This is a genomic window from Rhodococcus sp. YH3-3, assembly GCF_001653035.1.
Classification (GTDB): domain Bacteria; phylum Actinomycetota; class Actinomycetes; order Mycobacteriales; family Mycobacteriaceae; genus Rhodococcus_F; species Rhodococcus_F qingshengii.
The window spans coordinates 1-24,778 of record NZ_BCWH01000001.1; the positions used below are offsets into that span (position 1 = coordinate 1).

Consider the following 24,778-nt stretch of genomic DNA (forward strand, 5'->3'; position numbering starts at 1 on the left):
CCGCATCGAACGCGTCGATAAGCCACGGCTTCTGCGCCTGCGCGAGCAGCGTTTCCGTATTGTCGTCACCGGTTTGCACGATGCTCACCCACCACGAACCGCTCGCATCGGGCTCGTCCCACAACCCTCGCGGAGAGTTGGTGGCCAACACGTAGCGGTTGTACTCGAGATCCACACGAATGGCGTACTGCCCGTCCACATTCACCACAGCGGCGGGCCGCTGCGACGCCGCAGCCATCGCCACCAGCGCGTCGTCGTACAGTTCGGAAAACTTCTTCGTCAGAGGCATTGCCGCCCTTTCCGTTCGAGCCCATCCCGCCACAGCGAGCACAGCGTGAAAGATACCCCGTGCTGAGCACCTGAGCAGGATCCCATCCCACCCAATGTTCATCCCAAGTTGAGGCATACCGGTACGGCCCCGACCCACCTCGGTCGAACGCGATACGCGATCGACCACCCTGGTCTCCTCCCCTCGATCACGTTCGACGTCGATGTCCCCGTCAGAGCGGCGACGCCGACTCACGTGTTGTCCGGTGTGAGTGGCTCGCGAAACGCCAACTGGCGCGCAATGCCGATCACCGGACTGTTCATCTCCCGCGAGAGGGCCCGGATCATCCTGAACGCCGCTATCGCATCGAGATCGAACCGCTCCATGAGCCTGCCCTTGGCCTGACCGTTCAGATCGCGTGAGGCAAGAGCGCTGCGGAACTGCCCGTTACGGCGTACACCCGACAACGCGATCGCCGCATGGGTGGCCAGATTGAGTGCCGGCTCCTCGGCCTCGTCGTCGATACCGCCGGCGGGGTCGAAGAACAGGTTCAACGCTCCGAGCTCTTGTCCATCGATGTAGAGCTGGATCGCGAGCGTCGACCGAACCGGCGTCTGCTCGTACTTTCCAACCTCGAAGCGGCCGGGTCAGCGGAAACAGGAGCGGGCGGGATCTTCGTTCGGGATGGGAAGTCACAGAATTGCCGTTACTTCAAAGGTCCGTCGAAACGCCTGCGCACACCGGGGCGACTCTCAAGGTTTAGGAACCACACGCGCAGGGCAGTAGTAGCTCGGCCCGCCCAAACAAACGCACCCGTCCAGGTGGGCCACCAAGACCGCGCGTCGGCTGTCAGCCCTGACGCGCACGGCCCACCCGGAGTCCCCTCACAAATCCGGATGGACCACCTCGACTGTGTGCCTTTTCTTTAGTCGGATTTGGGCGCACGCGGTCCGCCCAATCGACTACTGACGAGCGATTGGGCGGACCACCTTTTTTGTTTGCGACGTGAACAGGCGAGCAGAAACGGATACGTCCGATGAGAACAGTCTCTGCGTTCGTCGCGGCCCTCGATCTGCGTACCGAAGATTCATCGACTCCGACACGCACGGCCCACGGCCCGGTTGTTTTACGACTGGTTTCGGATTCTCGCAACGAATGTCGATGGACCACCGAGACTGCGCGTCGCAGCCGACGCACAGGGGTCCGCTGCGGCGAAGAGGCCACGTCGCCACGATCGCTCACGAAGTCCTCGCCTCCGACAGATCGATCCACCCGTTCACACGCGGAACGCCGCACTTGACGAAGACCGTAGGAGCTATCACAGGACGTCTCTCGCAAGTTCAGTGCGATCCTGGCCAGGGAGGCCAACTGCGCGGTTATCGTCAGGTTTTACCTGAACATCACATCAGTTCGTCGGGGCGAGAGCAGGGACGCCGACGTCCGCAGCGAATCGAACAAGGCGGACCCGCACACGGGGTGTCGGCGGTCAAGTTTCATCACCGAAATGCCCAGCGATGATTGAAGTGAGTTGTCAGTCCGGTGCCCTGTCGCCGGTGTCGATGGGTAGGGCGTCCTCTCGGTCGGCACGATTCCCTGAAACGCCTTCCTGACGACATTCCTCGGCGACCTGTTCCTCGAGATCGTCGACGAGTTCGGTGAGATCCTGCTGAACTGCTGTATTTTCCGCAGGTTCCGAAGAATCTTGTCGTCCGGACCGGCTCGACGGTTGGCGGAATGAGTCCTTCTTTTTCGACTCGGGCATCGACGTTCTCCTTTCGTCGCGCGCTGTGCACGCGGTGGTACATCAACAGTTCACAGCCTACGTAAATGCCCGTGTCTGCTCGGAAATCTTCGTCGTTGTACTCAGCCGATGGGCCGGACAGCAAGGCGCGCGACTACGTCGCGCGACGTGCACTCGATGTCGACGGCGAGGCGGCTGAACTCCTTGCTCACCCGCCGGCGCCCTCGCACCGCAGAGCGTACTGATCGCCCAGCCGACTTAACAGGGAAAGTGCACCCTCCCTCATGTCGGGAGGGTGCACGCCTCGAACTCCAGTGCCTTACTACTTCTTACCGGTGACTGCGCTGTAGCCGATCGAGAGCACGGCCGCCGCGGCGATGCTGATGATCCAGCGAATCCAGTCGATTCCACCCGTGTCGCCCTTGTCCGAGATCGCTCCCCAGACCCAGTACCCGATAAGCGCTCCGGCGATACCCAGCACGACGGTCACGATCATGCCGTACTGCTGCTTACCTGGCAGTACGAGACGAGCCAAGATTCCGATGACTACACCGAAAATGATGGTTCCGATAATTTGTCCCATGACATCTCCTCAGAGTTCCTGCAAGACAGGGCCATTCGTACTACACCGTAGGCGCCCCAGTCGTCGATGCAGATTTCTGCGTCCGAGCTGACCGAGCTGGTGGGAACGAGAGCGGGTTGATCCATCCCGTCGAGAGAGCCTCAGCTGCCCCGTCGCAGGTGGTACATCGTCGTGGTCGTAATCTTCTATGCCTGTTGCTACTCGTTCTTGCTCTGTCAGGTGTTCGAGGTAGGCGTCTTGATGCCGCTCCGGGAACTTCGCGTGCTCGCTGGGGTCTTTCTTGGCAGGGACTACGGGATCGATGACATCATCGAGGTTGGGACGGTTGTTCTCTTCGACTGCCACAGTGCCTCCTCGGGTCGGCTATCGAGCTCAGCTACCCGTCGGAGCAGTTTGAAACCCCAGGGGTCGGCCGCACACGGTGGTTAACTGAACGAGTGCCAGCCACACTCCGGGACGCGCGATTTCTCCGATCTCGTATCCTCACCTCGCAGATTCTGCAACGCCGTACCACTAGGTCGCACCCGCACAAGTGATCGCCCCCGACTGATGCGAGGTGCACACGTTTTCACGCGGGTGGCTCTGGGCAACCGCAGTCCATGACTTCTCTCTGGTTGGACGGCACACGCCCCGACTTCTCGTCCGAGTTCGTGGCCTCCAGTGAATTCGACGTGGTCGTGGTCGGAGCCGGGTTGACCGGGGTTGTAACGGCTCTGTTGTTCGCACGTACCGGGCGCAAGGTTGCCTTGCTCGAAGCGAGAACGACGGGCGCTGTTACCACGGGCAACACGACCGGCAAGATCAGCCTGCTTCAAGGCACGAGGCTCGCGAGTATCGCGAAGAAACACTCTCCATCGGCAGTGCGGGCCTACGCCGAGGCGAACCGTGCGGGTCAACAATGGCTTCTGAGCTTTTGCGCCGACAATTCTGTTGCGGTGCAACGCGAAACTGCATTCACCTACGCAAACAGCGTCGACGGAACAAGCACCCTACGAGATGAATTCGATGCCGCGCGCGCGGCCGGACTCGACGTCCAGTGGACCGATACCGTGGAACTGCCTTTTCCTGTGGCAGGTGCAATCCGGTTGGAAGACCAAGCGCAATTCGACTCGGTGCGCGCATTGGACGCGCTCACCGAAGAGTTCGTACATCGCGGGGGAAAGGTCCACGAACACACGAGGGTTCGCACTGTGCGGGGCAATCGGCACCGCAGGTGCATACATACCGATCGTGGAGACATCAGTGCCGAGACCGTTGTCATTGCTACCGGCACGCCGATACTCGACCGCGGCGGCTTCTTTGCTCGTCTCGAACCACAGCGATCGTATGACGCCGCTTTTACCGTGCCTGGCGACATTCCACACGGCATGTATCTCTCCGTCGACGAACCGAGTCGATCCATACGTTACGTGCCTGTCGGCGATCGAGAACTTCTTCTCGTCGGAGGAAACGGCCATCCAGTCGGCCGCGCTGCCTCGCCGGCACAACACTTGGAAGAGTTGATCACCTGGTCCGGAAACACTTTTCCCGGAGCAGAATTGACACACTCGTGGTCAGCGCAGGACTACCGCCCGGTGAACGAGCTCCCATATGTCGGGCAACTGGTTCCGGGTGACAGTTCCATCTTGATCGCAACGGGATACGCGAAGTGGGGACTCACTAATGCGGTAGCGGCAGCACTCGCCCTGACGGCCGAAGTGTCAGGCAGCCGAAAAGACTGGTCCGTCATCTACACCCCGTGGGATTGGAATCAGATTTCCGGATTACTCAAAGCCGCTGTCGTCAACGGCGAAGTGGCAGTCGAAATGGCAAGCGGATGGGTACGGCCGTTGATCAACCGCTTCGGAAGTTCGGGTGAACCACAGGAGCGCGAGGGCCGAGTCGTGTGGGACGGGATTGCACCTTCCGCGCACTGCACGGTTGACGGCGTGGCGCACCGCGTCTCCGCAGTGTGCCCCCACCTCGGGGGGATATTGCGCTGGAACGACGCCGAACGCAGTTGGGATTGTCCACTGCATGGTTCTCGCTTCGCAGCGAACGGGGTGCTGCTGGAGGGGCCGGCCACCTCTGACCTTACATGATTGCAGTCCTGCAGAAAACTGCTGCTTCAGATGATGCGGTTGCCATTCTGTTCCACCACGATGAGCCCTCCTGCACGCTTACACCGCCTTTCGGGAAATGAACCTGGGAACCATTGCTGCCCAACTCGCGTGACTTACACGACGCTTGGCCGTACCCGCTCCCAGCGACCATGGTCTGGTTGATACGCGATGAGGCCAGCACTTTCGAATGCATCGATCCATCCTTGCATCGGCCACTCCCCCCATCGTCGGTGAAACACTCGTGCATTGATCAGAATGTCGTCAAGGTGCTCGACAGGTGGATCCGATACCGGATGGAATTGGTGGTATGCGTCTGCGCCACCGACCCAGGCCAGTTTCACACCCTTGTCTCGGGCCGCCCGTGCGAAATCGGTGTCTTCCCCGCCGTACCCAAGGTACTCCTCGCAGAATCCACCGAGTGCACGCCACGTCGGAGCAGTGACCGCGAAGGACAACGACCAGAAGAGATCGAAGTCGTTCCCGTCCAAGATTTTTCCGTCTGGGGGCACCGGCCTCGCTGGATGCGGGTTGTGCAGCAATGCCAACGAGTCCGAACTGGTCGAGTCGGCGACGGGGTGGGGCAGGTAGGTGACCGGCCCGCAAAACAATGCGGGAGTGGAAGCCTCCGAACTTGCGGCTACGAGGTACCTCGTCAGAAGCAGCGGCGCTGCAATACAATCGACGTCGAGAAACACGAGCAATTCGGCACCATGGCGTAGAGCTTCGGCGGCCCCGATATTTCGCGCGCGAGCCAGCGGAAGCGCGCTTCCCGCGGGAACGTCGATCTCGATTGTGCGGGCAGCGCTTTCTTCCTGCGCCAAAACAGTTTTGACCATAGGGTCTCCCATGGCGACGATGAAATGTGAGAACGGTGTGGTTGTGTCGACAGCGAGGCCACGGACGTGCATTCTCAAGTGTGAGTGGCGACCGCGCACGATCGTGATCACGGCTGTTTTCATGTCAGCGGTCCATATGCCGTTTCGCGACCGACTCGATCACTCTCGCTGCCCGAGCAGCGGCACCCGAACTCTGCCACTTTGTCCAACCTCCACGATCGAGAGCTTTTGCCTCTGAAATCAATTCGGGCCACTTGTCGAGCGCCGGCCAGCCCGGCAACGTCACTGCGAGATTGTGCATCGACAATGCGCCGGCGGTCGCAGTCTGTTCTCCGAACGGACGTTTCTGCGCAATCACGATAGCCGGCTTGCCGGCGATCGAGATGTCGGCAATCGCGTTCTGACCCGCGTGGGAGACCACGACATCGCTCGCACAGATTTCCGACCAGGGATCTGAAACCCACGTCCCTCCTGGTAAGCCGAGCCCCTTCCAATGAAAGGAATCATGCTGTGCCGCAGCAGCTTGTACGTCGGCAGCGGTTACCGTTGACCCGCCGGCGCCGCTCAGCACAACGACGCGGGGTGTTGCGGGATTACCGACCGACTGAGATGAGCACGCCCGGCCGTCGAATCGGCTGATACCGCCCACATAGGTGGTCTTGTCCGCATACGGGTGGAGCCAGTGCGGGTCGTAAACCTCCTGTGGCCAGGCCGCAATAATGTGATCTGCAAGGCGATACGCCAATTGATGCGCGGCGTCGGTCCTGTCTCCTGGCATCGCCAAGACGATGACCGGGACGCCCATCAGGCGAACAAAGGTCGCAATTTCGATCGATACGTCCACGACCACGGCCTCCGGGCGCGTGGTCGCTATCCAGTCCGCCACGCGAGCCATTCGAGAGCGAAGCCCGGGTTCGTGTAGCGGCGCCCAATGAAATGCCCCGTTCGCGGCCGGGTTGAGCCGGTGGTCTTCGTCGTTGTCGAGTTGCAACTGAACATGGTCGTCGAAGTCCTGCACGGCAACCGAATCGGCACTGGTGAGCGCAGTGACGTCGGAGGAGAGATGCGCTGCGATCGACGCGGCGCGAGTGAGGTGCCCTCGGCCGTGATGGTGGATGTAGTAACCGATCATAAACTTGCTCGTCGCGTAGTTGTCGACGCACAGGCAATTTCGTCGTACAACTCGAGGTAGCGGTCCACCATCCGCCGTTCCGAGCAGTGGCTTACCGCTCGCACACGTGCGCTCGGCCGAGCCAACTGCATCGCATCGCCGATTGCGGCAGTCAGTGCGATCACGTCGTCGGCCGGGACCAAACGTCCACAGTCGGGCGTGAGGATCTCCGGTATGCCGCCCCTGCCGTAGGCGACGACCGGTGTGCCACAGGCAAGAGCCTCGGCCACCACCAAACCGTACGGCTCGTCCCATTGCGGAGTGACAAGAGCAACCGCAGACATTCCTACCGCAGAGACCAGATCGTCGGTCACCAGATGGCCGAGATAGCGAATGGTGCCGTCGAGTTCGGGTTCGATTCGTTCCCTGAAATAGGCATGGTCACTGACCGGGCCGGCGAGTACCAACGGCATACCGGCCGCCCTGGCCGCGGTAATCGCATGGTGGGCACCCTTTTCCGGCACGATTCGACCGAACCAGATCAGACGGTGCCCGCCAGGGCCCTGATGCCATTGATCCGTGTCGACTCCGTTGTGTACGACATCGACATCTCCGGCAGCGTGTCTCCATGCTTCGGCGGTGTAGCGACTCACGGCGGCAAACCGGCCGGGGGACCCGCCGGCCGCGATCGCTGATTCCAGCCAGGGCGTCGGTGGCGTGTGCAAAGTGGTGAGCACGGGAGTGTTCAGCGTCGACGTCATGGCCACCGGCAGATAGTGAAGGCTGTGGTTGTGGATGACGTCGAAGCTCTCCGCGTAGTCTCGCGACAGGCGGAGCATGAGGTCGAGATAGGCATGATGTTCTTGCATGAAATGCTCTGCCGGCATGGAGATATCAGATCGGGCAGCCGTGCTGATCGGGGCTGGACGGACGTCGATCAGCTCACAAGCGAGTTCCGGATCCGATCCTGGTCCGGCAAACAAGGTGACATCGTGGCCGACTTTTCGCAGTGCCGCAGCCAGATGCCATACATGGGCCTCGAGACCGCCGGCGAATGGTTGGATGACTGGATAACGACTCGAAGCGATCAGAGCTATGCGTAGAGCCCTCACGCGAGAACCTTCTCGTAGATCTCGCGGTGGGCAGAAGCTGACAATCGGCGCTGCCTGGTACGCATTGCGGCGGAAAGACGCACCGGCTCTTCCGAATACAATTCGCGGACGCATCGATCGAGCGACTCGGCATCGAAATGATGCTCGTCGAACCCGTAAACCTTGCAGTCCTGCTGTTCCGAGTAGAACCCACAACTGGGCGCAATGACAGCTGTGCCGAGATCGTAACACGCCTCCAGCCATCCAGAATGCGTCCCGAAGCGGTATGGCAACACCGAAACTGACAGGGACATAAGGTAAGTCCACAGCTCGTCATCACTGAAGTAAGGGTGTACCACTACGTCGACGTCCCGTCGACGCGCATACTCCGTCAGCCTGTTCGCTGCCTGGGGTGCATACCAATGATTATCCGGATCGAAGATCTCGTCGTGGACGTTCACGACCAATCGCGCTCCCGGCAACGTCGCAATCGTCGCGCAGAGCGTGTCCAACACCGGAAAGGGATCCATGTTGGGACGCAGGCTTTTCACGTGGACTCCCACCGTGAAATCCGTTGCCGGGGGTCGCTCCCGATCGAAGTTCTCCAACTCGATCACGTGGGGATGAGGCAGCACTGTGCATTCCCGGCCCCAATTGTTCGCGACCACCGCCGCCGCACCCGGCGTCAGGGTGATCAGCGAATCCGCTGCGGGAATCAATACGTCCAACAATTCGCGATGTTGCTCGGGTTCCGGCTGATGCGGATTGCGCAGATCATGCACCGTGTAAACGAGAGGAACTCTGTGGCTGCGTAATTCGTGGACGATGTCCTCCATCACGCGTGGTGCGATCGCGTCGAAACCGAAGTGAACGTGGAAGAGATCGAACAGGTGGTGATGGTCCCGAATCCACGCAGGATCCAGCATCACCGGTGGCCACCATCCGCCGGGAACCTTGCGGCCGTCCTCGGGGATGGGATCGTCGAGGCGAATGATGCTGTCGGTTCCCGGCTCGGGTGTGCTGTCGTTTCCCGACGGTGGTGCCAAGTGCCGGACGTACACGTGCGATGCGGGCACTGACGCGACACGAATGACGGAAGCTCTCGTGGAGGAGTCGATGCCCGTCGAGGTCGTCAGCGGTTCCCCGGGACTGGCTTCCCAGTTCATCTCTCTCCTTGTATTCGGTTGGTGGCGTCGTGTGGACCGTCGCCCTGTGACGGGCGGCAGCCCAGCCTGCAGCACAAGGCGACGGTCCTGTGAATCGGGAAGCCCACCAGCGCCGATCCACCACACCCTTTCTCAGGATGCAGAGGGCAGATGCCCACGGCCTAGCTTCCACAAACATCGGAGGCGCCTGGCTCAGTTGCCCTTGGCGGAGCGGGAACGTCGCTTGCGGCGACGGAGGATGAGCACGAACACCAGCGCGAAGCCGAGCGCGGCCGCAACGGCTGCTGGTTGCTGCTTCACACGTTCGACATCCCGTGACACTTCGCTTTTCACGCGGGCCGGGACGTCGGCCTTTTCGGCGAGTGCGCCCACGGTCGCGGCCAGGGCTTCACGTTGCCCTTGAACATTCTCGTCGGGCCCGTCTGTGGCAGTGCTCATTTCAGTCCCTTCTTTGCAGTGGCGATGTCAGCCTTGACGCTTTCGACCGTCTCTTCCGGAACAGGCGGCGCCGCGGACTTCGCTCGTTTGGCACCCACGAGTGCGGTGATTGCACCTACAGCGATCACGATTGCCGCGATTATCAGAGCTGCAAGCCACGGTTCGAGTGCTGTCGCCAACCCGAGTACTGCTGCCGCAAGCAGTACTCCGAATCCGTACAGCAGAAGCAAAGCGCCCGCGCCGGAGATACCGAGTCCCACACCCAATCGGGTGCTCTTCGTCTTCACTTCGGCTACGGCGTGCGACATCTCGGCGCGTACGAGGTCTGACATCTGCTCGGTGAGGCGTTCGACGAGTTGTACGGTCGAGAGGGAATGCGGGTCTACCGCATCGGCGTCGACATGTTTCGGCGGAGAGGTGCTGGTAACGGGTGCCCGGGTATCGGATCGCTCGGTCATGGTCGAAATCCCTTCGTTGTCTTCGCCGCCGTGCGTTTCGCGAAGCTCGCGACCCGCGGCGATGTCTTGTGCGTGTTGACGAGCGTTCTTGTCCGAAACGCTGGTGTCCCGCGGAGGCAAGCGGAGGAATTCTTCGGCTTCGATCCCGGCCTGCAGTTGCCGGCCGCGTTCGAGTTCCGCATCAACTTCTGCCCCGAACAACAACGCGAGGTTGGTGATCCACAACCAGAGGAGGAAGATGACCGCCCCGGCCAACGAACCGTACGTCTTGTTGTAACTACCGAAATTGCTCACGTAAAAAGCGAATCCGACGGACGCCACGATCCACACTGCAATAGCGAGTGCTGCTCCGACACTGATCCACCGAAATTTCGGCTGCTTCACATTGGGAGTCACGTAGTACAGCACGGCCACGGCCAGCGTCACACAGATCAGAATGACGGGCCACTTCGCAATGTTCCAGGTTGTCACAGCGCCGTCGCCGATTCCCAACTGATCGCCCAGCGCCTTGGCGACAGGGCCGCTGACGACGAGCATCAGAATCACCGCAGCAACCAGCAAAAGGCCGGCGAGGGTGACGGCCAGTTGCAGAGGACGAAGTTTCCAGACCGGTCTCCCTTCGTCCACCTCGTACATGCGGTTCATCGCACGCCCGAACGCGCCGACATAACCGGAGGCCGACCACAATGCGCCCGCGAGGCCGACTATCAAGGCGAAACCGGCCGTGGGGGCCGCCACGAGTTGCTCGACGGTGCCACGCATCGTGTCCACCGCCGAGTCCGGGCCGACAGCGGCGACCAACTCCATCACCGTGTCGACGCTGGCACGCCCCTGGCCGACAACGCCCAACAGGGAGACGAGTGCCAGGAGTGCTGGGAACAGTGACAGCACAGCGTAATACGTCAATGCCGCTGCTAGATCTGTGCACTGGTCGCGCGTGAACTCTCGGGCCGAGCGCCGCGCTACGAACTTCCACGACTGTGCCGTCAGATCGGTCGGGTAGGAAGGCTTGTGCGGGTCGTCCGCATCAACCGGGTGTGTGACCATGCCCGGGTTGCTACCCCGTTGGCCGACTGTCGAAACTCAGTCGTGAGCAGTCTCGGTTTTGTACTCTTCGCGGGCGAGGACAGCGAGCGCCGCGAGTAGCCCGCGGCTGGACAAGATTATCGAAGGCGCGGCGGCCGTTGTGACTTTTCCCTGCTGCAACAGTTTTTCGAGTTCCTTCAAATTCCGCTGGGCGAGAGGCAAACTTGTGACCGCGTGATCGTCGGTGGGATCGTGTACCGGGCCTTTTCCCGCATCGGCAAATGCTCCGGCAATCGCTTCGAGCACGTCAGAGACGGCGCCTTGCAGGGTCTCGTTTTCGGCGAAGTCGCTGTCCTCGACGGCAAGGATCAGCGCCATGAGATGTAACGTCGCGCGGTCGAGTGCTTCGGCGGCGGGGCGAAACAGATCGGGGCCACCGATGCGCAACCAGCCGCGCTTGCGAAAGTTTCCGACCAGGCTGGCTTCACCCTCCATCACCGCGGCTTCCGCAGCGACGGACTTGTTCACCGAAAGAGCCCGTCGACGCCAATGCTCGCTCGCTCCAGCTCCGGTTTTCACGTCCTCGGCCATCTAGCGATGCCCACGAGAACTCCGAGCACCACGTCGCCTATACGGTGCAGGACGAGGTACGGATTCGTCGCGGTTCCGTACAGAAGAACCAGTACGGCGGTGACGGCCACCCAGATCCCGTCAGGTGACAACCGCGGAATGCGGCCGACGAGTATTCCTGCACCCGTTGCGAGGGCCAACGCGGCAACGGTCGAAAGTGTCACCGCTGCAATGGCGGCCACAACCACACCGAGGACGACCACGCTCACCTGGCGGGCGGCTACCCGCATCGAGTTACGCACCGTGTTCCCGATGATGAAGAGTGCAGCATACGGGGCGAGAAATGCTTCAGGACTGTCAAAGACGCTGTTCGCGATCACCCACGCGATGACAACGGCTACTGCGCCTTTCAGAGCTGTGACCAGGCCTATGCTTTCACATCGCCGGATCACGGGATGTTCGAGAATTCCTTGCTCCTTAGCCTTCTACGGTTGTCCGACACTTCGTCCGAACAAAACCTTGTCCGCTGTTACCGGCAGGTCACGTACTCGCACGCCGGTAGCATCGTAGATCGCATTGACCACTGCGGCTGCAGCCCCGACGATTCCGATCTCGCCGGCACCCCGCGATCCCATCGGGTTGACGTGTTCGTCGACCTCGTCGAGCCAAAAGGCTTCGATGTCTTGCACATCCGCGTTTGTGCTGATGTGGTAGTTCGCCAAGTCGTGAGTCATCACGTGGCCGAATCTGTTGTCCCGGAAGCTTTCCTCGTGCAACGCCATCGACAATCCCATTGTCATTCCGCCGATGAGTTGCGAGCGAAGCGTTTTCGCATTGATTGCACGTCCGATCGAGAACACACCGAGCATCCGGGGGATCCTGATCTCGCCGGTGTCGCGATGGACACGGGTCTCTACGAAGTGAGCACCGAACGAATGCATGGAGTAATCGTCCTCATCCGGATTCTTCGGCGTTTCAGTTGTCGTCTCCGCGCCGGCGGTGGGAGTTGAACCGTGTTCCGCGCGGAACTGGCGGGCAGCAGCAACGATGGTAGAGCCCCATGACGAGATGCCGGCGGATCCACCGGCAACTGTCGCGAAAGGAAGCTTGGTATCGCCGATTTCGAGCCGCACTTCCTCGATACGGCATCCGAGAGCATCGGCGGCGATCTGCGTCAGAGCTGTCCGGGTTCCCGTACCGATGTCGGCCGCGCCGATCTGGACGGTGTAGATTCGGTCGGTTCCGAAGACGATGCGCGCTTTCGAACCGGGGTTCGTCATTGCCGGATAGGTTGCCGCCGCCATGCCGGTGCCCACCATCCAGTCGCCGTCCAGGTTGCGTCCACCGCGTCGGCTCCGATTCTCCCAACCGAATCTTTTCGCACCGTCTCTCATGCATTCAATCAAATGTCTTCCCGACCATGGTTTTCCGCTCTCGGGGTCGACTTCGGGTTCGTTGCGGACGCGAAGTTCGATCGGGTCGAGGCCGAGGGCTACGGCAAGCTCGTCCATTGCTACCTCGGCTGCGTACATTCCCGGAGTCTCGCCCGGGGCGCGCATCCAGAACGGGACTGCAACATCGAGGGCCGCAACTCGGTGCGAGGTAGAGCGATTGGGAGTGGCGTACATGATCCTGGTGGCAACAGCAGTCTGTTCCGCGTATTCCTTGATCTTCGACGTTTGTTCGATGACGTCGTGGGTCATTGCCGTCAGACGGCCGTGGGTGTTTGCGCCGAGGCGAATGTGTTGGATTGTGGATGTGCGGTATCCGACGATCCCGAACATCTGCTGCCGCGTGAGCGCGAACTTGACCGGTCGCCCCGCCGTCCTACGGGCAGCGAGAATCGCTAATACGTTGTGCGCGTGTGGTGATCCCTTCGAACCGAAGCCTCCGCCGACGTGTGGCGCCACGACACGCATCTGATCGAGTTCGAGCCCGAACATCGGTGCCAGAGTCTCGCGAACGACGTGGACTCCTTGGGTGGAGTCGTACAGGGTGACGCTTGGACGTCCGTCCTGGGCGCCATCCTTCCAGATTGCGATGCAGGCGTGCGGTTCCATGGGATTGTTGTGTTCGAGTGGGGTGGTGTAGGTCTGGTCGATTGTCACTTCCGCATCCGTGAAGGCGGACTCGATATCGCCGGTAGTTGTGTCGGTCGGGAAGCCGTTGACATCCTCCGGGGCATAAAGGTCGTCGCGATCGGATCGCAACTCGGAGTCATGCGGGAGTTCGTCGTACTTGACTTGCACCAATCCCGCGGCATGACGGGCTGTCTCGGGTGTTTCGGCGATCACAGCACCGATGAATTGTCCCCGGAAGTGGACGGCTGGGTCCTGGAGCACGGACAGCTCTCGATCTTCGGTATCCGCCAAGTGTGGGGCATCGAAGACGGTGATCACGGCGATCACGCCCTGAAGCGCCTCTGCCAGTTCCGTTTTCATGCTGACGACGCGGCCACGCGCAACCGTCGCCTGTACGGCGTGCAGGTAGGTGGGATTCTCCACGGGATGCTCGAATGCGTAGAGCGCAGAGCCGGTGACCTTCGCGTATCCGTCGACGCGCTCGATCGGATTTCCCAGGTAGCTCGGTTCGATCATCTTCATTTCGCGGACCTTCCCGCGGTGAGTGACCGCAGAACCGAAACCATGACGCCGCGTGTCAAAGGAATCTTGAAAGCATTGCCCGACTGTGGTTTCGCGTCCGCTAGTTCTGCATCTGCCGCCCGTATGAAGACTTCCTCGGTCGGCGGAGATCCGAGCAGGACCTCCTCCGCCTTGTGGGCGCGCCAGGGACGGTGCGCCACGCCTCCGAGAGCGATTCGGGCTCCGGTGACAATATCGTTTTCGAGTTCGATCTCGGCGGCGGCCGAAACCAGAGCGAAAGCGAACGAGGCGCGATCACGTGTCTTGAGGTACGTCGACAGCGCCGCTGGGGCGGGCGCGGGCAGCTCGACTGCAACGATCAACTGGTTTGGGGTCAGGGCGGTGTCGCGCTCTGGTGAATCGCCAGGGAGACGGTAAAACTCCGTAATCGGAATGCGGTGCTCGCCGCCCTCGTCTCGGACGACGATCACGGCGTCCAGTGCAGCCAGTGCGACTGCCATGTCCGACGGGTGAACGGCAATGCATTGGTCGGAGGCCCCGAGGATTGCGTGGTAGCGCACATAACCTCCGATGGCAGAGCAACCCGATCCGGGTTCTCTCTTATTGCACGGAGTTGTCACGTCCTGAAAGTAGACACACCTGGTTGCCTGCATCAGGTTGCCGGCAGTGGTCGCCGCATTGCGTAACTGCCCTGATGCTCCGGACAAGAGGGCACGCGCAAGCACTGCGTATCGGCTACGGATCACGGGGTGGGCTGCGAGGTCGGAGTTTCGGACCGTAGCTCCGATGCGGACCCCTCCATCTGGACGTACTTCCACACTGGCGAGGGGCAACCGATTTACGTCGATCACCATCCGCGGCCGGACCACACCGAGTTTCATGCGGTCGACCAGATTCGTACCCCCGGCCAAAAAGGCGGCGTCGACATTTTCAGACATCAGAGTCAACGCGCCGTCCACGTCCTCGGCGCGTCGGTACTCGAATGGCATCATGACTGCGCCGCCTGGCGAATTGCTGCGACGATGTTGCCGTATGCAGCGCAGCGACAGAGATTCCCGCTCATGCGTTCTCGAATCTCGGCGTCGTCCAGATCCGGGTCAGCATCGAGGTCTTCGGTGACATGACTGGGGTGCCCGGCTTTCATCTCGTCCAGCATCCCCACTGCCGAGCACACCTGCCCCGGGGTGCAGTACCCGCACTGGAGCGCATCCTGGTCCAGAAACGCTTGTTGCACGGCATGCAGACCGTCGTGATCCGACAACCCGCTTGCCGTAGTGATCTGTGCGCCGTCCTGCGCCACAGCGAACGTCAAACACGTAACGGCACGGCGCCCATCGAGGAGAACCGTGCACGATCCGCACTGCCCGTGGTCACACCCCTTCTTCGGGGAAGTCACGCCGAGACGATCCCGCAGCGCGTCGAGCAGCGTGGTTCGAGTGTCGACCGTCAGGATGTGGCTGCTGCCGTCCACGGTCAACGTGATCTCGGCAACATTTCGCGAAGACTCCATGACGAGCACCTACCCCGCTCAGGATTGCTCAAACCGTTCGGCGCGTAGACGCCGGCATCCGATATGTCCGCGCATCGCCCCGCCTCGCCGACCGAAGCCGATGAATGCACCCACCGAACGAGAGAAACCTCGCCGACCGATCGGCGGTATGGCAGCATTCGCCACATGACTAGCGAACGGATCGAAATACAGCGCACCATCCGTGCCGACCCCGCATCGATCTTCGCGGTCCTCTGCGACCCTCAGGGGCACGTCGCCATCGACGGATCCGGAATGCTGATGGGCGCAGACGGCGAACTCGTGACCGCGACCGGCGACGAATTCGTCGTCCACATGGATCGCGAAGCCCTGGGTGACCTACCCATGGGACAGTACGACGTCACAGTGACGATCAAAACCTTTGTCCCCCAACGTGAAATAGCGTGGACCATCCTCGGAACTGTCCGGCCGCCGATCGGGCACGTCTACGGATATCGGATCGAGCCGGCCGCCGACGGCCGCAGTTCCCTCGTGACCTCGTACTACGACTGGTCTGATATCGGTCCCACCTGGCGGCAAGCAGGAATCTTTCCCGTCATCGCCGAAGGATCTCTCAAAGCCACGCTCGGCATCCTTGCACGTACCGTAGCCAGAGGTTATCCGCGCTGACCCGGTCCGAAAGCCGCGGTACGACCGACGACAACCCCTCGAACCGGTGACAACCCCTCGAAGTGGTCTGAGCGTTCATTCCGCTGGCCGCTGGAGTTCCTGCTCGCAGGCTCACCGCCCAATGAGTGCACCGAAGACCCCGCATCCGCTAGCTGCGGGAGCTACGGGAGCTACGGGAGCTACGGGAGCTACGGGAGTTGCGGGAGATTGTCCGCGTGCCGAACGGCAGGGAACACTGCTCCGGGATACTCGCCGATGAGGCCCAGAGAGCGGGTTGCCGTTTGTCGTGAGGTGCAGGTTGATCGGGTTCGCTGTAGAGCCGAGATAACAGTTGTTTGGCGAAGACCGATATGAGCGTGATCTCGAAGGCCACGAAGCGGCCTACCAGTGCTATTGCCGCCGGGCCGACACCCCTCACGGAGCGCGAGAAAGGTGTTCGTTCCGGGCGATACCTCGTCCACAGGCCGCAGGAACAACAGCCAGATGCCGGCCGGTGGATAACATGGCTCAGGACGCACTTTCGTGATCTTCGAGTCCAACGGCCATGCGTAGTTCCTTAAGGTCTTTGTCGAGTTCGGGGTGCTCTTTCGAGAGCTGCTTCATCAGGTCGGCGAGGCCGTCCGCGACGGCATTGAGTTTGTGCTGAACGGCATCGTCGGAGCGTTTCTGTGTGTTTTGGAGCAGCGCCACGAGGAGGAATGTGACGATGGTGGTGACGGTGTTGATGATCAGTTGCCAGGTGTCGATAGTGCCCAACAGAAAGAACGACGGAGCCCAGAGCACCACGACCACCACGAAAAACCATGCCTGTGAGGTGCGTGCACTGATATAGGTGGCGAACCGGTCGAAGACGGAAAGTTTCGTCGACACCTCAGAGGGAAATATCACCTCCGCCTTCGCCGGCGAGTTTTCGCTCGTTGCCCTCTCGTTCCCGGTACTCATCTGATTGCCCTCTCGCCGGAACATCTTCCAGTACCGCTCACTATCGCCCCAAGGCGATAGCCCCTTATGTCTACATCGCCGCCCCTCCGGTCCATCAACCCGGGGTGGCCCTGGCATCGTCAAATCTTAAGCTACAGAACGTAGTTCAAAAGATGGTCGCGGCGGATCGGACCGGCACCGATTATGCATGACAGCCCAGACATGCGACCGGGTACCAAGTCCATGCGCGACGGCGAGCCCACTAGCTTCGACGCGCAGCATCCGCGCTGTGCCTGCGCTCGGGGGTGATGCCCAGGCCGTTCGGCGGGCACACATCGCACCGCGGACGCATCTTGCTGCAGTAGCTTCACGTCGTCGAGGTCATTCAGTGCCGGCAGGTATCCGAAGTGATGCTTTCGAATATGTCCGATATAACTTCTGTATTGGGCCCAGGGCTGAGTGAAGAACGAAAAGGGACATGCCATGCCGGACGACATGAGCGTGGGGCCGACGACGAAATCCGGTGCACCGCAACGAGTAGGAGGGTTCCTCTATCGCCGCGCCGGCGATCGGTGGGAGTGGTCGGACGCCGTCGCTCGGATGCACGGCTACGAACCCGGCACCATCGCCCCGACGGAATTGCTTCTCTCCCACAAACATCCCGACGACCGACCTCATGTCGCCCAAACATTGGGGGCGATCCGCACCTCCGGGGGCTCGTTCAGCAGCCGGCACCGCATCGTCGACACGAAAGGAAGGACACACTCGGTGGTCGTGGTCGGAGACCGGCTCCTCGACGAGTCCGGCGAGATCATGGGCAACTCCGGCCTCAGGCCAAGGGCATACCGACGCTCGTCTACGCGATTCCGGCGGACCGGGTATTCGACGTCCTCACCTGGCATTCGCAGGAAACAAACGTGAAAGTTCTTGATATCGCGGAAAAGCTCCCCGCGTGAGTGGCGTCGGACTTCCACATCCCCGATGGCGTACGAACACACTTCGACCACGTCCTGCTGAGTCTCTGACAACAGCGTTAAGCCTCAATGTTTGGCCGCACTTCAGTTGGGTAGCTGTGTGCTGATCATCCTTCTCGAATGCGCCTACCCGGATCCCACCAATGGGGTCGGCTGCATCCGATCAAGTACAGGAGCAAATCTCACGTGACGTCCTTCGCACGAGCGATCGTTTCCCCGGTCGCCATTTCACCTTCGTTATCCGTCTCTGCATCACCGGATCAACTGCCGGTGCTGCGCTCACTGGTGCGAACCGTGGCCGCGCATTACGCGCTCTCGTTGGACGGGTTGTCCGACCTCGTTCTCGCCGCCGACGAAGCAGCGACCATCCTCATCGGTCACGCCCTCCCCTCCAGCACCCTGACGTGCACGTACGATGGAGATACCGACCCAGCCGCTGTGCAGGTGATCCTCACCGCGGAAACAACGAGTCAGATCACCACGAGCACTTCGTCCTTCGTATGGCACGTCCTCGAGACCCTCACCGACAAAGTGGTCCTCGAGGAACTCCCGCCGACCGCGCCCGAGGAGAAATGGTCTGTGGCAATCACACTGACCAAGGACTTGCAGGCAGGTTCTTGATCCCAACCCCTGAGGAGCGTAACGAGCACGCGCTGGTCACCAGCTGTTGGTGTGTCTCGTCGTGTAACCGACGACGCTTCCGATCACGAACCGCTTCGTGCCTGGGGTACGCGTCGTCGTACATCGCGGAAAATTTCTCGGTGAGAGGCATGCCACCCTACCCGTGCTCGACACCGCCAGGCACCGGACACGGCCTAGAAACGATCAGTTGCCCCGGCAACGGCCGGAGCTGAAATGCCTCCTACCATGCGCGACTACCCCGCGAGACGTTTCCAGTCGGTGACCGTATGCGTGCGGCATCGGCGCTGACCATGGAACTCACCGGCAGGCCGAGGGCGGTGCCTGAACGAGAACGAATAGTTCTACTCGACGTCATAGAAGCACTCGACGGAATCAAACCGATGGCGACTCGGAACCCTGCCGGAAAGCGTTATTCCATTGCGGTGACAGCCGAGAACACATCAGAGGTGCATGCCCGGAGTCAGGCGGTGGGCGGCGCTGCCCCCACTCCAGTAGGCCCGTTCTCGTTCTCTACCTGACGTTGTGCGCGTAGAACATCACGATGACTGCGCTGCGACAACCGTCCGATCGCCGCCGATCCGAGGAACAAGATCACCGCACCGAGGCCTTCGAAGAATGCCAACTGCTGCACTGCCCTCATCGCAGGTTCAATCGCCGACGGGGTCCCCGCCTCCCCGAGATGCAGCACCGGCGCCAGTGTCGGGCCAACGATGAACCATGCGCCCCCGGCGACCGCCAACCACGCCCCGAGGCCGGCGACAGCGCGATTCGCACTGAACAACAGCAAAATCCCGCCGATGACAGTGACCACCCCGGGGAGCACTTCGAGCCAACCTCGACCCGGGGTCCACGTCCATGCTTGATCCGGTACGAAAGAGAACGAGAAGTACGGTCCCACAAAGGGAATGAGCGCTCCCCAGAGTCCGAGCGCAATCAGCAAGATGCCGCTGACAGCGCCCCGGCTGCGCGGCACCCACATCCGGCCGGGCGGTCTCACATCGTGAACCGTTCCGGTCACAGGTTCCCGACCTTTGTCATCGTCGATGTGAGCGTCCTCGCGATCTTGTCGCGGTGCGTTCCGATCAAACATTGCCCACTCCTCAACCGTGACATGTCAGATGCGCAATGGCCGGTGGGTTCCGCGGTGACCGAGGGGCCGGCGCCGCAGCGTCAGTAGTAGTGCCGCCGACCACCGACAGCATGTCCGGCGGCGCCGAGCGCGAACAGAACGACCCCGATCACCACGAGAATGATGCCGATCGTCCACAGAATCGAGATGCCAGTCAAGAAGCCGACGATCAACAAAACAATTCCGAGAATGATCATGGACCCTCCTTCGACACGGATCACCCATCGAGGGCGACGTACCCACTGGTCACAGCCCTCAAACACTTGGAACGGACGGAGAGCAGGTACGGCCGTGTCAGATGCGATCGACTCCTCGACTGCTTTCGGGTGGTGACACAGAGTGCCTTGTTTTCCGGTTTGATCGTCCACCTCACGGGTAGCACCTGTACGAGACCGACGCCTCAGTCCCCAAGACGCAGTGGAAGGACGCACCAGTGCCTCGCCAAGACTCACAACCCCAACTCAAGGATCAGGACCTCTACGAAGAATTACGAAAGAAAGGGGATTCGAAGCAGAAGGCGGCACGGATTTCCAACGCGGCCGCCAATCGTGGGCGGTCGAGTGTGGGTAAATCCGGGGGCAAGTCTTCGCCGTACGAAGAATGGACGGTGGAAGAATTGAAGAAGCGTGCCAAAGAACTGGATCTTCACGGTTATTCGAAACTCAAGAAGAGCGAACTGATCGATACGCTCCGAAATCACTGAACCCCACTGTTGGCATGAGGTCCATGCATGTCCGGTTCGTGTGCACGCGTCAAACACTCACAATCAAGGGCCCGTAGTCGCGGACACCCCACAGCGTCCCCGTTCTCGCAGAAAGAACGGGGACTAAGCGGGCTACCGCATCACGGTCCGAGACGCAGAAATCATGCCAGTATGGCCACCGCGGCGATGACGAAAACGATGACAACCAACGCGACCGCGACCATCGCTGCGATCCCGGTTGCTGGAAAGCGTTTGACGGTCGCGGGTTCGGGTTCGGACAATCCCGACGTCTGGGGAGCATCGGGCGGGGTGCTCCCCGGCTTGACCCCGCCTCCGGGTTCCAGGTCAGGGGTATTGTCCGGATCTGGTTCGGGCGGTGTAGAAGTCACGATGTACCTCCCGGTCAACTTCCCTCGGAAGTCCTCGTCGATGCCTGGGACTGCCGAAGCGTGTCGGTCAGTGTCGCGCAGAACGCCGGTAAATCATCGGGGTTGCGGCTCGATATCAACGTATTCGGTCCTGAAGTACAGACCACGACTTCTTCGTCCACCCACGTGCCGCCCGCATTCGTGATATCGGTACGCAAACTAGGCCACGACGTCAGCGTGCGACCGGCCACCACGCCGGCTTCGACCAGCGTCCACGGACCGTGGCAGATCACTGCGACAGGCTTCCCTGCATCGAAGAAACTCCGGGCGAACGCCACCGCCCCTGGATTCACACGAAGAAAGTCAGGGTTGGCCACACCGCCAGGCAGTACGAGAGCGTCGTATTCCGACGACTTCGCCGACTCGACCACCGCATCCACGTCGAAGACGTCAGCTTTGTCGAGATGATTGAATGCCTGAATAGTTCCGGATTTTGTCGAAACAATCGACGGCTGAGCGTGTTCGGCAACCAACGCATCCCACGGGTCCGTCAACTCGATTTGTTCGACTCCCTCCGTCGCCACGAGGAATGCCACTTTCTTTCCTGCGAGTAGTCGACTCATGCTTGAACGTCCTCCCTCATCGTCGTCACAACCGTCGAGCGACTGCTCAGCTGGATGCGCCCTCGGTGTCGTCGAAGAACGACCATTCACCGTCATGGTGGACTTCCATGCGCCATCCCAGTTCCGAGTTGTCGGCGCGGGCATCGACGAACCAGGCATGCGCATCGCCGGCGCTGTCGATCTCGCGCGTCGCGGTGACGTCGCCTGCAGGACTGATCACTCTGTAAGTAGCCATTCGGGTCGGCTTCCCCAGCCGATGCTTCTTCAATCATCGACCGCGACGACGGCGTATCAACCCGTACCGTCACCATGGACGCTCAGGCGCTGACCCCGCGCGTCGTACGCCGACTGTACGGTTCACACACGAAGAGCGCGAGGCGATCAGAGAGGTCGCTGGTATGCGACCTGAGCCGACAGAAACAGATTTACGACCTGGGGATCCCCGCATCTCGCCGATACGCAAACCGTCGACGATCATCTCGAGCCGAAGAGCGAAGCCATCGGAAGTCCAGACACATCACCACACCCATGCCGATACTCAGCATCACAAGCAACAGAACAACATTCAGCACCGTACTTCCACCCTTCTGTCGGGCCGGCAGTCAGGCCGCCGTCACGCCGCGAAACGCAGCGGGCTTCCATTCGTGCCTGCGGAGGCCGTGGAATCCTTGGCACACGGCAAGTCTCCGACATCTCTTGCCACACGGCGGTCTTCGAAAGGTGCGATTCCCACGATCTCGCGCCACCACCTTTCGTGCTCTTCGGACTCCGTCCACGACGCGACATCCACCACAAGCCCTCCTTCACCGACCCCCGATTTGTTACCCAGCTCACGCACTGAGGAAACGTGACGTGGCAATGACCGTGCGCTCTGGGAGATCCGCGCGGTTGCAGGACGTCAACGAACTCGGCTGGGAAGAAGTTCAGTCGTCGGCGCCGAGGCCTTGGGGAACTGGACGATCGCATTCGTTCCGACGACGACCTGCCGGCACCGACGACGACCTGGTGGTGCCACTGACGGTGGGGTGTCAAGCACTCACACACTCGTCGAGCAATGTCGCAGCTAGCTCCTCGTTCATCCTGTGGCAGAACGGAGTTCGCGCAAGGCAATTTATGGAAGCCTTCTCCGCCGAACTCGATACCCTATGGCCGGCACCCGAGGAATATCTGCTCGAACAATCGATCTCCCCGCTCGACGACCAGCGCTGAACTCCGAGCACGTCCGTGGCTCGGTAACGAGGCGTCTGTTGCCGAGGAGCCTGCTTTGTCACCGAACCAACGGTTCTCGATTCGCTACGAACGGGCTGCCGGACGGGGATGGGAGTCGACGTCCGGCAGAACAACAGTCCCGAGCCAGCACAGACCGGGACGATTCTCACCCTGCACCCGATCGGCTGAAAGTACCAGCCCTCACCGGACTGAAATGCGACAGGGTCTGCTGCACGGATAGGTGACATCTGATCTGTGGTGCCGAGAGGTGCCGCTGGAAGGATGTGCACCATGCCGAAGCCCTATCCCCGAGAGTTCCGTGAGGACGTTGTTCGGGTTGCCCGCAGTCGCGAGCCCGGAATGCTGTTGAAGCAGATCGCCGCCGACTTCGGGATCAGTGAATCCTGCCTGACGGGTTGGCTGAAAGTGGCCGATATCGAGGACGGAATCAAATCAGGAACTACCGGTGAGGACGTGGTCGAGAACCGGGAACTGCGCAAGCGAATCCGGTTGCTCGAGCAGGAGAACGAAGTCTTGCGCCGTGCTGCCGCCTATCTTTCCCAGGCGAACCTGCCGGGAAAATGATGTACCCGCTCGTTCGTGAGCTGGCCGAGGACGGCATTCCCGTCACGGTGACGTGCCGGGTACTCGAGATCGCTCGCCAGCCCTACTACCGGTGGCTGGCTGACCCGGTGACCGATGCCGACCTCGCGGAGGCCTACCGGGCGAACGCTCTGTTCAGGGCCCATAAGGACGACCCGGAGTTCGGCTACCGGTTCCTGTTCTACGAGGCTCGCGACGTCGGCCAGGTGATGGCCGAGCGCACAGCGTGGCGGATCTGCTCGAACAACGGCTGGTGGAGTGTGTTCGGCAAGAAACGCGGAAAAGCCAAGCGCCCGGGGCCTGCGGTCCACGACGACCACGTCCAACGCAACTTCACCGCCGATGCTGCGAATCAGCTGTGGTTGGGCGACATCACAGAGCATTGGACGAGCGAAGGCAAGCTCTACATGTGCGCGTTCAAAGACGTATTCTCCAACCGGATCGTTGGCTACTCCATCAGCGATCGGATGAAGTCCCGGCTCGCGGTCGATGCGCTCGACAACGCCGTCGCCCGCCGAGATTTCGTCGCAGGCTGCGTGGTCCACACCGACAGAGGATCGCAATTTCAATCAAAAAAATTCGTCCGCGCTCTGAGCCGCCATCACATGGTCGGCTCGATGGGCCGCGTCGCTGCGGCCGGCGACAATGCCGCCATGGAGAGCTTCTTCTCTCTACTGCAAAAGAACGTCCTGGACCGCCGCCCCTGGCGCACCCGTGACGATCTCAGGATCGCGATCGTCACCTGGATCGAAAAGACCTACCACCGCCGACGCCGCCAAGTCGGACTCGGCCGATTGACCCCCATAGAATACGAGACCATCATGACCACACCAGCCACTCAGGCTGCGTGACTCAACCTGTCACCTGATCGTGCAGCAGACCCACCGCCGGGATTGCAGTCTCCGGCGTAGCTGTCGTCATCGGCGTCGCAGTCGAGGTCTCCGCCGAAGGATTCAGCAAAATCGTCGTCGAGTTCGTGAGTGAAGTCGTGAACCTCGTCGATCAGGTTCAGCAGATGCTGCGGAGCGAAGGGATCGGCGTCGAGCATCGTGGAGACCAGTAGGTGGTCGCCGCTGAAGGCGAAGCGGAGGCGCGGCCATTCCTGCGCGAGTTCGATGAGTCGAGTCGCAGCATGCGAGGGATTGCCGAGGCCGGTCAGAACCGAAGACCAAACGTTGATCTGGGGTCCGTCGTCGGCGACGGTCACGTAGACGACAAATCCGTGAACCGGCACGACAATGTCGCCGTCGTCATCGGTGGCAGGCTCACTGCCCAGCAGTTCGGCGAGGGTCTGGACGCACAGGTGAACCAACTCGTCGCGCTCGTCCGTCACCAAGGCAATTGCGCCGTTGATGTGGAGGGGCTGGTCGGCGGTCGTGTCTTGGTCGCTCATGGATCCTCATGTTCTGTGCCAGTCCGAGCAGGCGCTGGGCACTGTTTTCGTGCGGTAGCTGT

Annotated in this window: 29 protein-coding genes and 1 pseudogene; 8 read left to right on the forward strand and 22 right to left on the reverse strand. The window is 61.1% G+C overall.

Annotation, left to right across the window (positions count from 1 at the left end; translation table 11 throughout):
• The 3 genes from YH3_RS00005 to YH3_RS00015 all read right to left on the reverse strand — a co-directional run.
• Positions 1-289, reverse strand: a 289-nt coding sequence (locus tag YH3_RS00005) for a hypothetical protein (RefSeq protein WP_064442743.1), incomplete at its 3' end; no start/stop codon positions are given.
• A 230-nt stretch (positions 290-519) separates the two neighbouring features.
• Positions 520-822: an ANTAR domain-containing protein gene (locus YH3_RS00010; RefSeq protein WP_064442744.1), complete on the reverse strand. Its 303-nt coding sequence runs from the start codon at positions 820-822 to the stop codon at positions 520-522.
• 977 nt (positions 823-1,799) lie between these two features.
• Positions 1,800-2,030 (reverse strand): hypothetical protein, encoded by a 231-nt coding sequence (locus YH3_RS00015; RefSeq protein WP_064442745.1) that lies wholly within the window; start codon positions 2,028-2,030, stop codon positions 1,800-1,802.
• 65 nt (positions 2,031-2,095) lie between these two features.
• Between YH3_RS00015 and YH3_RS35860 the strand changes: the two genes are divergently transcribed.
• Positions 2,096-2,254: a hypothetical protein gene (locus tag YH3_RS35860; protein ID WP_193777133.1), complete on the forward strand. Its 159-nt coding sequence runs from the start codon at positions 2,096-2,098 to the stop codon at positions 2,252-2,254.
• Positions 2,255-2,331: 77 nt separating this feature from the next.
• On the opposite strand, the gene YH3_RS00020 is transcribed toward YH3_RS35860, so the two are convergent.
• Positions 2,332-2,592, reverse strand: coding sequence for a GlsB/YeaQ/YmgE family stress response membrane protein (locus YH3_RS00020; protein ID WP_064442746.1), 261 nt, complete (start codon positions 2,590-2,592; stop codon positions 2,332-2,334).
• Positions 2,593-3,191: 599 nt separating this feature from the next.
• Here YH3_RS00020 and YH3_RS00030 point away from each other — a divergent pair.
• Positions 3,192-4,673 carry an FAD-dependent oxidoreductase gene (locus YH3_RS00030; RefSeq protein WP_064442748.1) on the forward strand — a complete coding sequence of 494 codons (1,482 nt, stop codon included), beginning with the start codon at positions 3,192-3,194 and terminating at the stop codon, positions 4,671-4,673.
• Positions 4,674-4,807: 134 nt separating this feature from the next.
• Here the strand turns inward: YH3_RS00030 and YH3_RS00035 are convergent, their stop codons facing one another.
• From YH3_RS00035 to YH3_RS00080, 11 genes are all read right to left on the reverse strand, one after another.
• Positions 4,808-5,653 carry a glycosyltransferase family 2 protein gene (locus YH3_RS00035; RefSeq protein ID WP_064442749.1) on the reverse strand — a complete coding sequence of 282 codons (846 nt, stop codon included), beginning with the start codon at positions 5,651-5,653 and terminating at the stop codon, positions 4,808-4,810.
• Position 5,654: 1 nt separating this feature from the next.
• Positions 5,655-6,662 (reverse strand): glycosyltransferase, encoded by a 1,008-nt coding sequence (locus tag YH3_RS00040; protein WP_064442750.1) that lies wholly within the window; start codon positions 6,660-6,662, stop codon positions 5,655-5,657.
• Complete coding sequence (locus YH3_RS00045; RefSeq protein ID WP_064442751.1) at positions 6,659-7,753, reverse strand: glycosyltransferase family 4 protein; 1,095 nt, start codon at positions 7,751-7,753, stop codon at positions 6,659-6,661. The genes YH3_RS00040 and YH3_RS00045 overlap by 4 nt, the downstream gene beginning before the upstream one ends.
• Positions 7,750-8,898 (reverse strand): glycosyltransferase family 1 protein, encoded by a 1,149-nt coding sequence (locus YH3_RS00050; protein ID WP_238592475.1) that lies wholly within the window; start codon positions 8,896-8,898, stop codon positions 7,750-7,752. The genes YH3_RS00045 and YH3_RS00050 overlap by 4 nt, the downstream gene beginning before the upstream one ends.
• A gap of 192 nt (positions 8,899-9,090) precedes the next feature.
• Complete coding sequence (locus YH3_RS00055; protein WP_064442752.1) at positions 9,091-9,336, reverse strand: DUF3618 domain-containing protein; 246 nt, start codon at positions 9,334-9,336, stop codon at positions 9,091-9,093.
• Positions 9,333-10,841, reverse strand: a complete 1,509-nt coding sequence (locus YH3_RS00060; RefSeq protein WP_064442753.1) for a YhjD/YihY/BrkB family envelope integrity protein — start codon at positions 10,839-10,841, stop codon at positions 9,333-9,335. The genes YH3_RS00055 and YH3_RS00060 overlap by 4 nt, the downstream gene beginning before the upstream one ends.
• Positions 10,842-10,877: 36 nt before the next feature.
• Positions 10,878-11,411 carry a hypothetical protein gene (locus YH3_RS36445; RefSeq protein WP_238592476.1) on the reverse strand — a complete coding sequence of 178 codons (534 nt, stop codon included), beginning with the start codon at positions 11,409-11,411 and terminating at the stop codon, positions 10,878-10,880.
• Positions 11,396-11,770: an FUSC family protein gene (locus YH3_RS36450; RefSeq protein WP_238592478.1), complete on the reverse strand. Its 375-nt coding sequence runs from the start codon at positions 11,768-11,770 to the stop codon at positions 11,396-11,398. Before YH3_RS36450 ends, YH3_RS36445 begins: the two co-directional genes overlap by 16 nt.
• A gap of 105 nt (positions 11,771-11,875) precedes the next feature.
• On the reverse strand, positions 11,876-13,993 hold the full coding sequence (locus tag YH3_RS00070) for a xanthine dehydrogenase family protein molybdopterin-binding subunit (RefSeq protein ID WP_064442754.1): 2,118 nt from the start codon (positions 13,991-13,993) through the stop codon (positions 11,876-11,878).
• Positions 13,990-14,985 (reverse strand): xanthine dehydrogenase family protein subunit M, encoded by a 996-nt coding sequence (locus YH3_RS00075; RefSeq protein ID WP_064442755.1) that lies wholly within the window; start codon positions 14,983-14,985, stop codon positions 13,990-13,992. Before YH3_RS00075 ends, YH3_RS00070 begins: the two co-directional genes overlap by 4 nt.
• Positions 14,982-15,503, reverse strand: a complete 522-nt coding sequence (locus tag YH3_RS00080; RefSeq protein WP_064443428.1) for a (2Fe-2S)-binding protein — start codon at positions 15,501-15,503, stop codon at positions 14,982-14,984. The genes YH3_RS00075 and YH3_RS00080 overlap by 4 nt, the downstream gene beginning before the upstream one ends.
• A 165-nt stretch (positions 15,504-15,668) precedes the next feature.
• Between YH3_RS00080 and YH3_RS00085 the strand changes: the two genes are divergently transcribed.
• The gene (locus YH3_RS00085; RefSeq protein ID WP_064443429.1) at positions 15,669-16,151 is read left to right on the forward strand and encodes a hypothetical protein; all 483 of its coding nucleotides are present in this window, start codon (positions 15,669-15,671) and stop codon (positions 16,149-16,151) included.
• Positions 16,152-16,658: 507 nt separating this feature from the next.
• Here YH3_RS00085 and YH3_RS00090 read toward each other — a convergent pair.
• Positions 16,659-17,093, reverse strand: coding sequence for a low affinity iron permease family protein (locus YH3_RS00090; protein ID WP_064443430.1), 435 nt, complete (start codon positions 17,091-17,093; stop codon positions 16,659-16,661).
• 462 nt (positions 17,094-17,555) lie between these two features.
• Between YH3_RS00090 and YH3_RS00095 the strand changes: the two are divergent.
• Positions 17,556-18,097, forward strand: a pseudogene (locus YH3_RS00095) (PAS and ANTAR domain-containing protein).
• A gap of 135 nt (positions 18,098-18,232) precedes the next feature.
• A complete protein-coding gene (locus YH3_RS00100) occupies positions 18,233-18,667 on the forward strand; it encodes a hypothetical protein (RefSeq protein WP_064442756.1) in 435 nt (144 codons plus the stop codon).
• A 481-nt stretch (positions 18,668-19,148) separates the two neighbouring features.
• Here the strand turns inward: YH3_RS00100 and YH3_RS00105 are convergent, their stop codons facing one another.
• Together YH3_RS00105 and YH3_RS35865 are read right to left on the reverse strand one after the other, a co-directional pair.
• The gene (locus YH3_RS00105; RefSeq protein ID WP_064442757.1) at positions 19,149-19,778 is read right to left on the reverse strand and encodes a hypothetical protein; all 630 of its coding nucleotides are present in this window, start codon (positions 19,776-19,778) and stop codon (positions 19,149-19,151) included.
• Between the two features lie 80 nt (positions 19,779-19,858).
• Positions 19,859-20,014, reverse strand: coding sequence for a DUF6131 family protein (locus tag YH3_RS35865; protein WP_087503864.1), 156 nt, complete (start codon positions 20,012-20,014; stop codon positions 19,859-19,861).
• A 236-nt stretch (positions 20,015-20,250) separates the two neighbouring features.
• Here YH3_RS35865 and YH3_RS00115 point away from each other — a divergent pair, with 236 nt between their 5' ends.
• A complete protein-coding gene (locus YH3_RS00115; RefSeq protein ID WP_064442759.1) occupies positions 20,251-20,520 on the forward strand; it encodes a Rho termination factor N-terminal domain-containing protein in 270 nt (89 codons plus the stop codon).
• Positions 20,521-20,681: 161 nt separating this feature from the next.
• Here the strand turns inward: YH3_RS00115 and YH3_RS00120 are convergent, their stop codons facing one another.
• The 3 genes from YH3_RS00120 to YH3_RS00130 are packed head-to-tail and all read right to left on the reverse strand — an operon-like array spanning position 20,682 to position 21,746.
• On the reverse strand, positions 20,682-20,909 hold the full coding sequence (locus YH3_RS00120) for a DUF6480 family protein (RefSeq protein ID WP_064443431.1): 228 nt from the start codon (positions 20,907-20,909) through the stop codon (positions 20,682-20,684).
• A gap of 14 nt (positions 20,910-20,923) precedes the next feature.
• Positions 20,924-21,511: a type 1 glutamine amidotransferase domain-containing protein gene (locus tag YH3_RS00125; protein WP_064442760.1), complete on the reverse strand. Its 588-nt coding sequence runs from the start codon at positions 21,509-21,511 to the stop codon at positions 20,924-20,926.
• A 46-nt stretch (positions 21,512-21,557) separates the two neighbouring features.
• The gene (locus YH3_RS00130; protein ID WP_064442761.1) at positions 21,558-21,746 is read right to left on the reverse strand and encodes a hypothetical protein; all 189 of its coding nucleotides are present in this window, start codon (positions 21,744-21,746) and stop codon (positions 21,558-21,560) included.
• 617 nt (positions 21,747-22,363) lie between these two features.
• On the opposite strand from YH3_RS00130, the gene YH3_RS00140 reads away from it, so the two are divergent.
• Both YH3_RS00140 and YH3_RS00150 read left to right on the forward strand, forming a co-directional pair.
• The gene (locus tag YH3_RS00140; protein ID WP_054781728.1) at positions 22,364-22,720 is read left to right on the forward strand and encodes a hypothetical protein; all 357 of its coding nucleotides are present in this window, start codon (positions 22,364-22,366) and stop codon (positions 22,718-22,720) included.
• Between the two features lie 291 nt (positions 22,721-23,011).
• Positions 23,012-24,174 (forward strand): IS3 family transposase gene (locus YH3_RS00150; RefSeq protein WP_154100266.1). Its coding sequence is split into 2 segments (ribosomal slippage): positions 23,012-23,296 and positions 23,299-24,174, totalling 1,161 coding nucleotides; the frame shifts between segments, so codons are not numbered across the junction.
• Here YH3_RS00150 and YH3_RS00155 read toward each other — a convergent pair.
• Positions 24,162-24,716, reverse strand: a complete 555-nt coding sequence (locus YH3_RS00155; RefSeq protein WP_064442763.1) for a hypothetical protein — start codon at positions 24,714-24,716, stop codon at positions 24,162-24,164. The two genes, YH3_RS00150 and YH3_RS00155, sit on opposite strands and share 13 nt — an antisense overlap.
• Positions 24,717-24,778: the final 62 nt, after the last annotated feature.

What these genes read in the sequence shown, in the direction of transcription:
- YH3_RS00080 (WP_064443428.1), bottom strand. Translation starts at nt 15,503, where the DNA reads ATGGAGTCTTCGCGAAATGTTGCCGAGATCACGTTGACCGTGGACGGC.
- YH3_RS00090 (WP_064443430.1), bottom strand. Translation starts at nt 17,093, where the DNA reads ATGAGTACCGGGAACGAGAGGGCAACGAGCGAAAACTCGCCGGCGAAG.
- YH3_RS00020 (WP_064442746.1), bottom strand. Translation starts at nt 2,592, where the DNA reads ATGGGACAAATTATCGGAACCATCATTTTCGGTGTAGTCATCGGAATC.
- YH3_RS00035 (WP_064442749.1), bottom strand. Translation starts at nt 5,653, where the DNA reads ATGAAAACAGCCGTGATCACGATCGTGCGCGGTCGCCACTCACACTTG.
- YH3_RS00155 (WP_064442763.1), bottom strand. Translation starts at nt 24,716, where the DNA reads ATGAGCGACCAAGACACGACCGCCGACCAGCCCCTCCACATCAACGGC.
- YH3_RS00030 (WP_064442748.1), top strand. Translation starts at nt 3,192, where the DNA reads ATGACTTCTCTCTGGTTGGACGGCACACGCCCCGACTTCTCGTCCGAG.
- YH3_RS36445 (WP_238592476.1), bottom strand. Translation starts at nt 11,411, where the DNA reads ATGGCCGAGGACGTGAAAACCGGAGCTGGAGCGAGCGAGCATTGGCGT.
- YH3_RS00105 (WP_064442757.1), bottom strand. Translation starts at nt 19,778, where the DNA reads ATGTTTGATCGGAACGCACCGCGACAAGATCGCGAGGACGCTCACATC.
- YH3_RS35860 (WP_193777133.1), top strand. Translation starts at nt 2,096, where the DNA reads ATGCCCGTGTCTGCTCGGAAATCTTCGTCGTTGTACTCAGCCGATGGG.
- YH3_RS00085 (WP_064443429.1), top strand. Translation starts at nt 15,669, where the DNA reads ATGACTAGCGAACGGATCGAAATACAGCGCACCATCCGTGCCGACCCC.
- YH3_RS35865 (WP_087503864.1), bottom strand. Translation starts at nt 20,014, where the DNA reads ATGATCATTCTCGGAATTGTTTTGTTGATCGTCGGCTTCTTGACTGGC.
- YH3_RS00050 (WP_238592475.1), bottom strand. Translation starts at nt 8,898, where the DNA reads ATGAACTGGGAAGCCAGTCCCGGGGAACCGCTGACGACCTCGACGGGC.
- YH3_RS00060 (WP_064442753.1), bottom strand. Translation starts at nt 10,841, where the DNA reads ATGGTCACACACCCGGTTGATGCGGACGACCCGCACAAGCCTTCCTAC.
- YH3_RS00125 (WP_064442760.1), bottom strand. Translation starts at nt 21,511, where the DNA reads ATGAGTCGACTACTCGCAGGAAAGAAAGTGGCATTCCTCGTGGCGACG.
- YH3_RS00075 (WP_064442755.1), bottom strand. Translation starts at nt 14,985, where the DNA reads ATGATGCCATTCGAGTACCGACGCGCCGAGGACGTGGACGGCGCGTTG.
- YH3_RS00070 (WP_064442754.1), bottom strand. Translation starts at nt 13,993, where the DNA reads ATGAAGATGATCGAACCGAGCTACCTGGGAAATCCGATCGAGCGCGTC.
- YH3_RS00015 (WP_064442745.1), bottom strand. Translation starts at nt 2,030, where the DNA reads ATGCCCGAGTCGAAAAAGAAGGACTCATTCCGCCAACCGTCGAGCCGG.
- YH3_RS00040 (WP_064442750.1), bottom strand. Translation starts at nt 6,662, where the DNA reads ATGATCGGTTACTACATCCACCATCACGGCCGAGGGCACCTCACTCGC.
- YH3_RS00130 (WP_064442761.1), bottom strand. Translation starts at nt 21,746, where the DNA reads ATGGCTACTTACAGAGTGATCAGTCCTGCAGGCGACGTCACCGCGACG.
- YH3_RS00055 (WP_064442752.1), bottom strand. Translation starts at nt 9,336, where the DNA reads ATGAGCACTGCCACAGACGGGCCCGACGAGAATGTTCAAGGGCAACGT.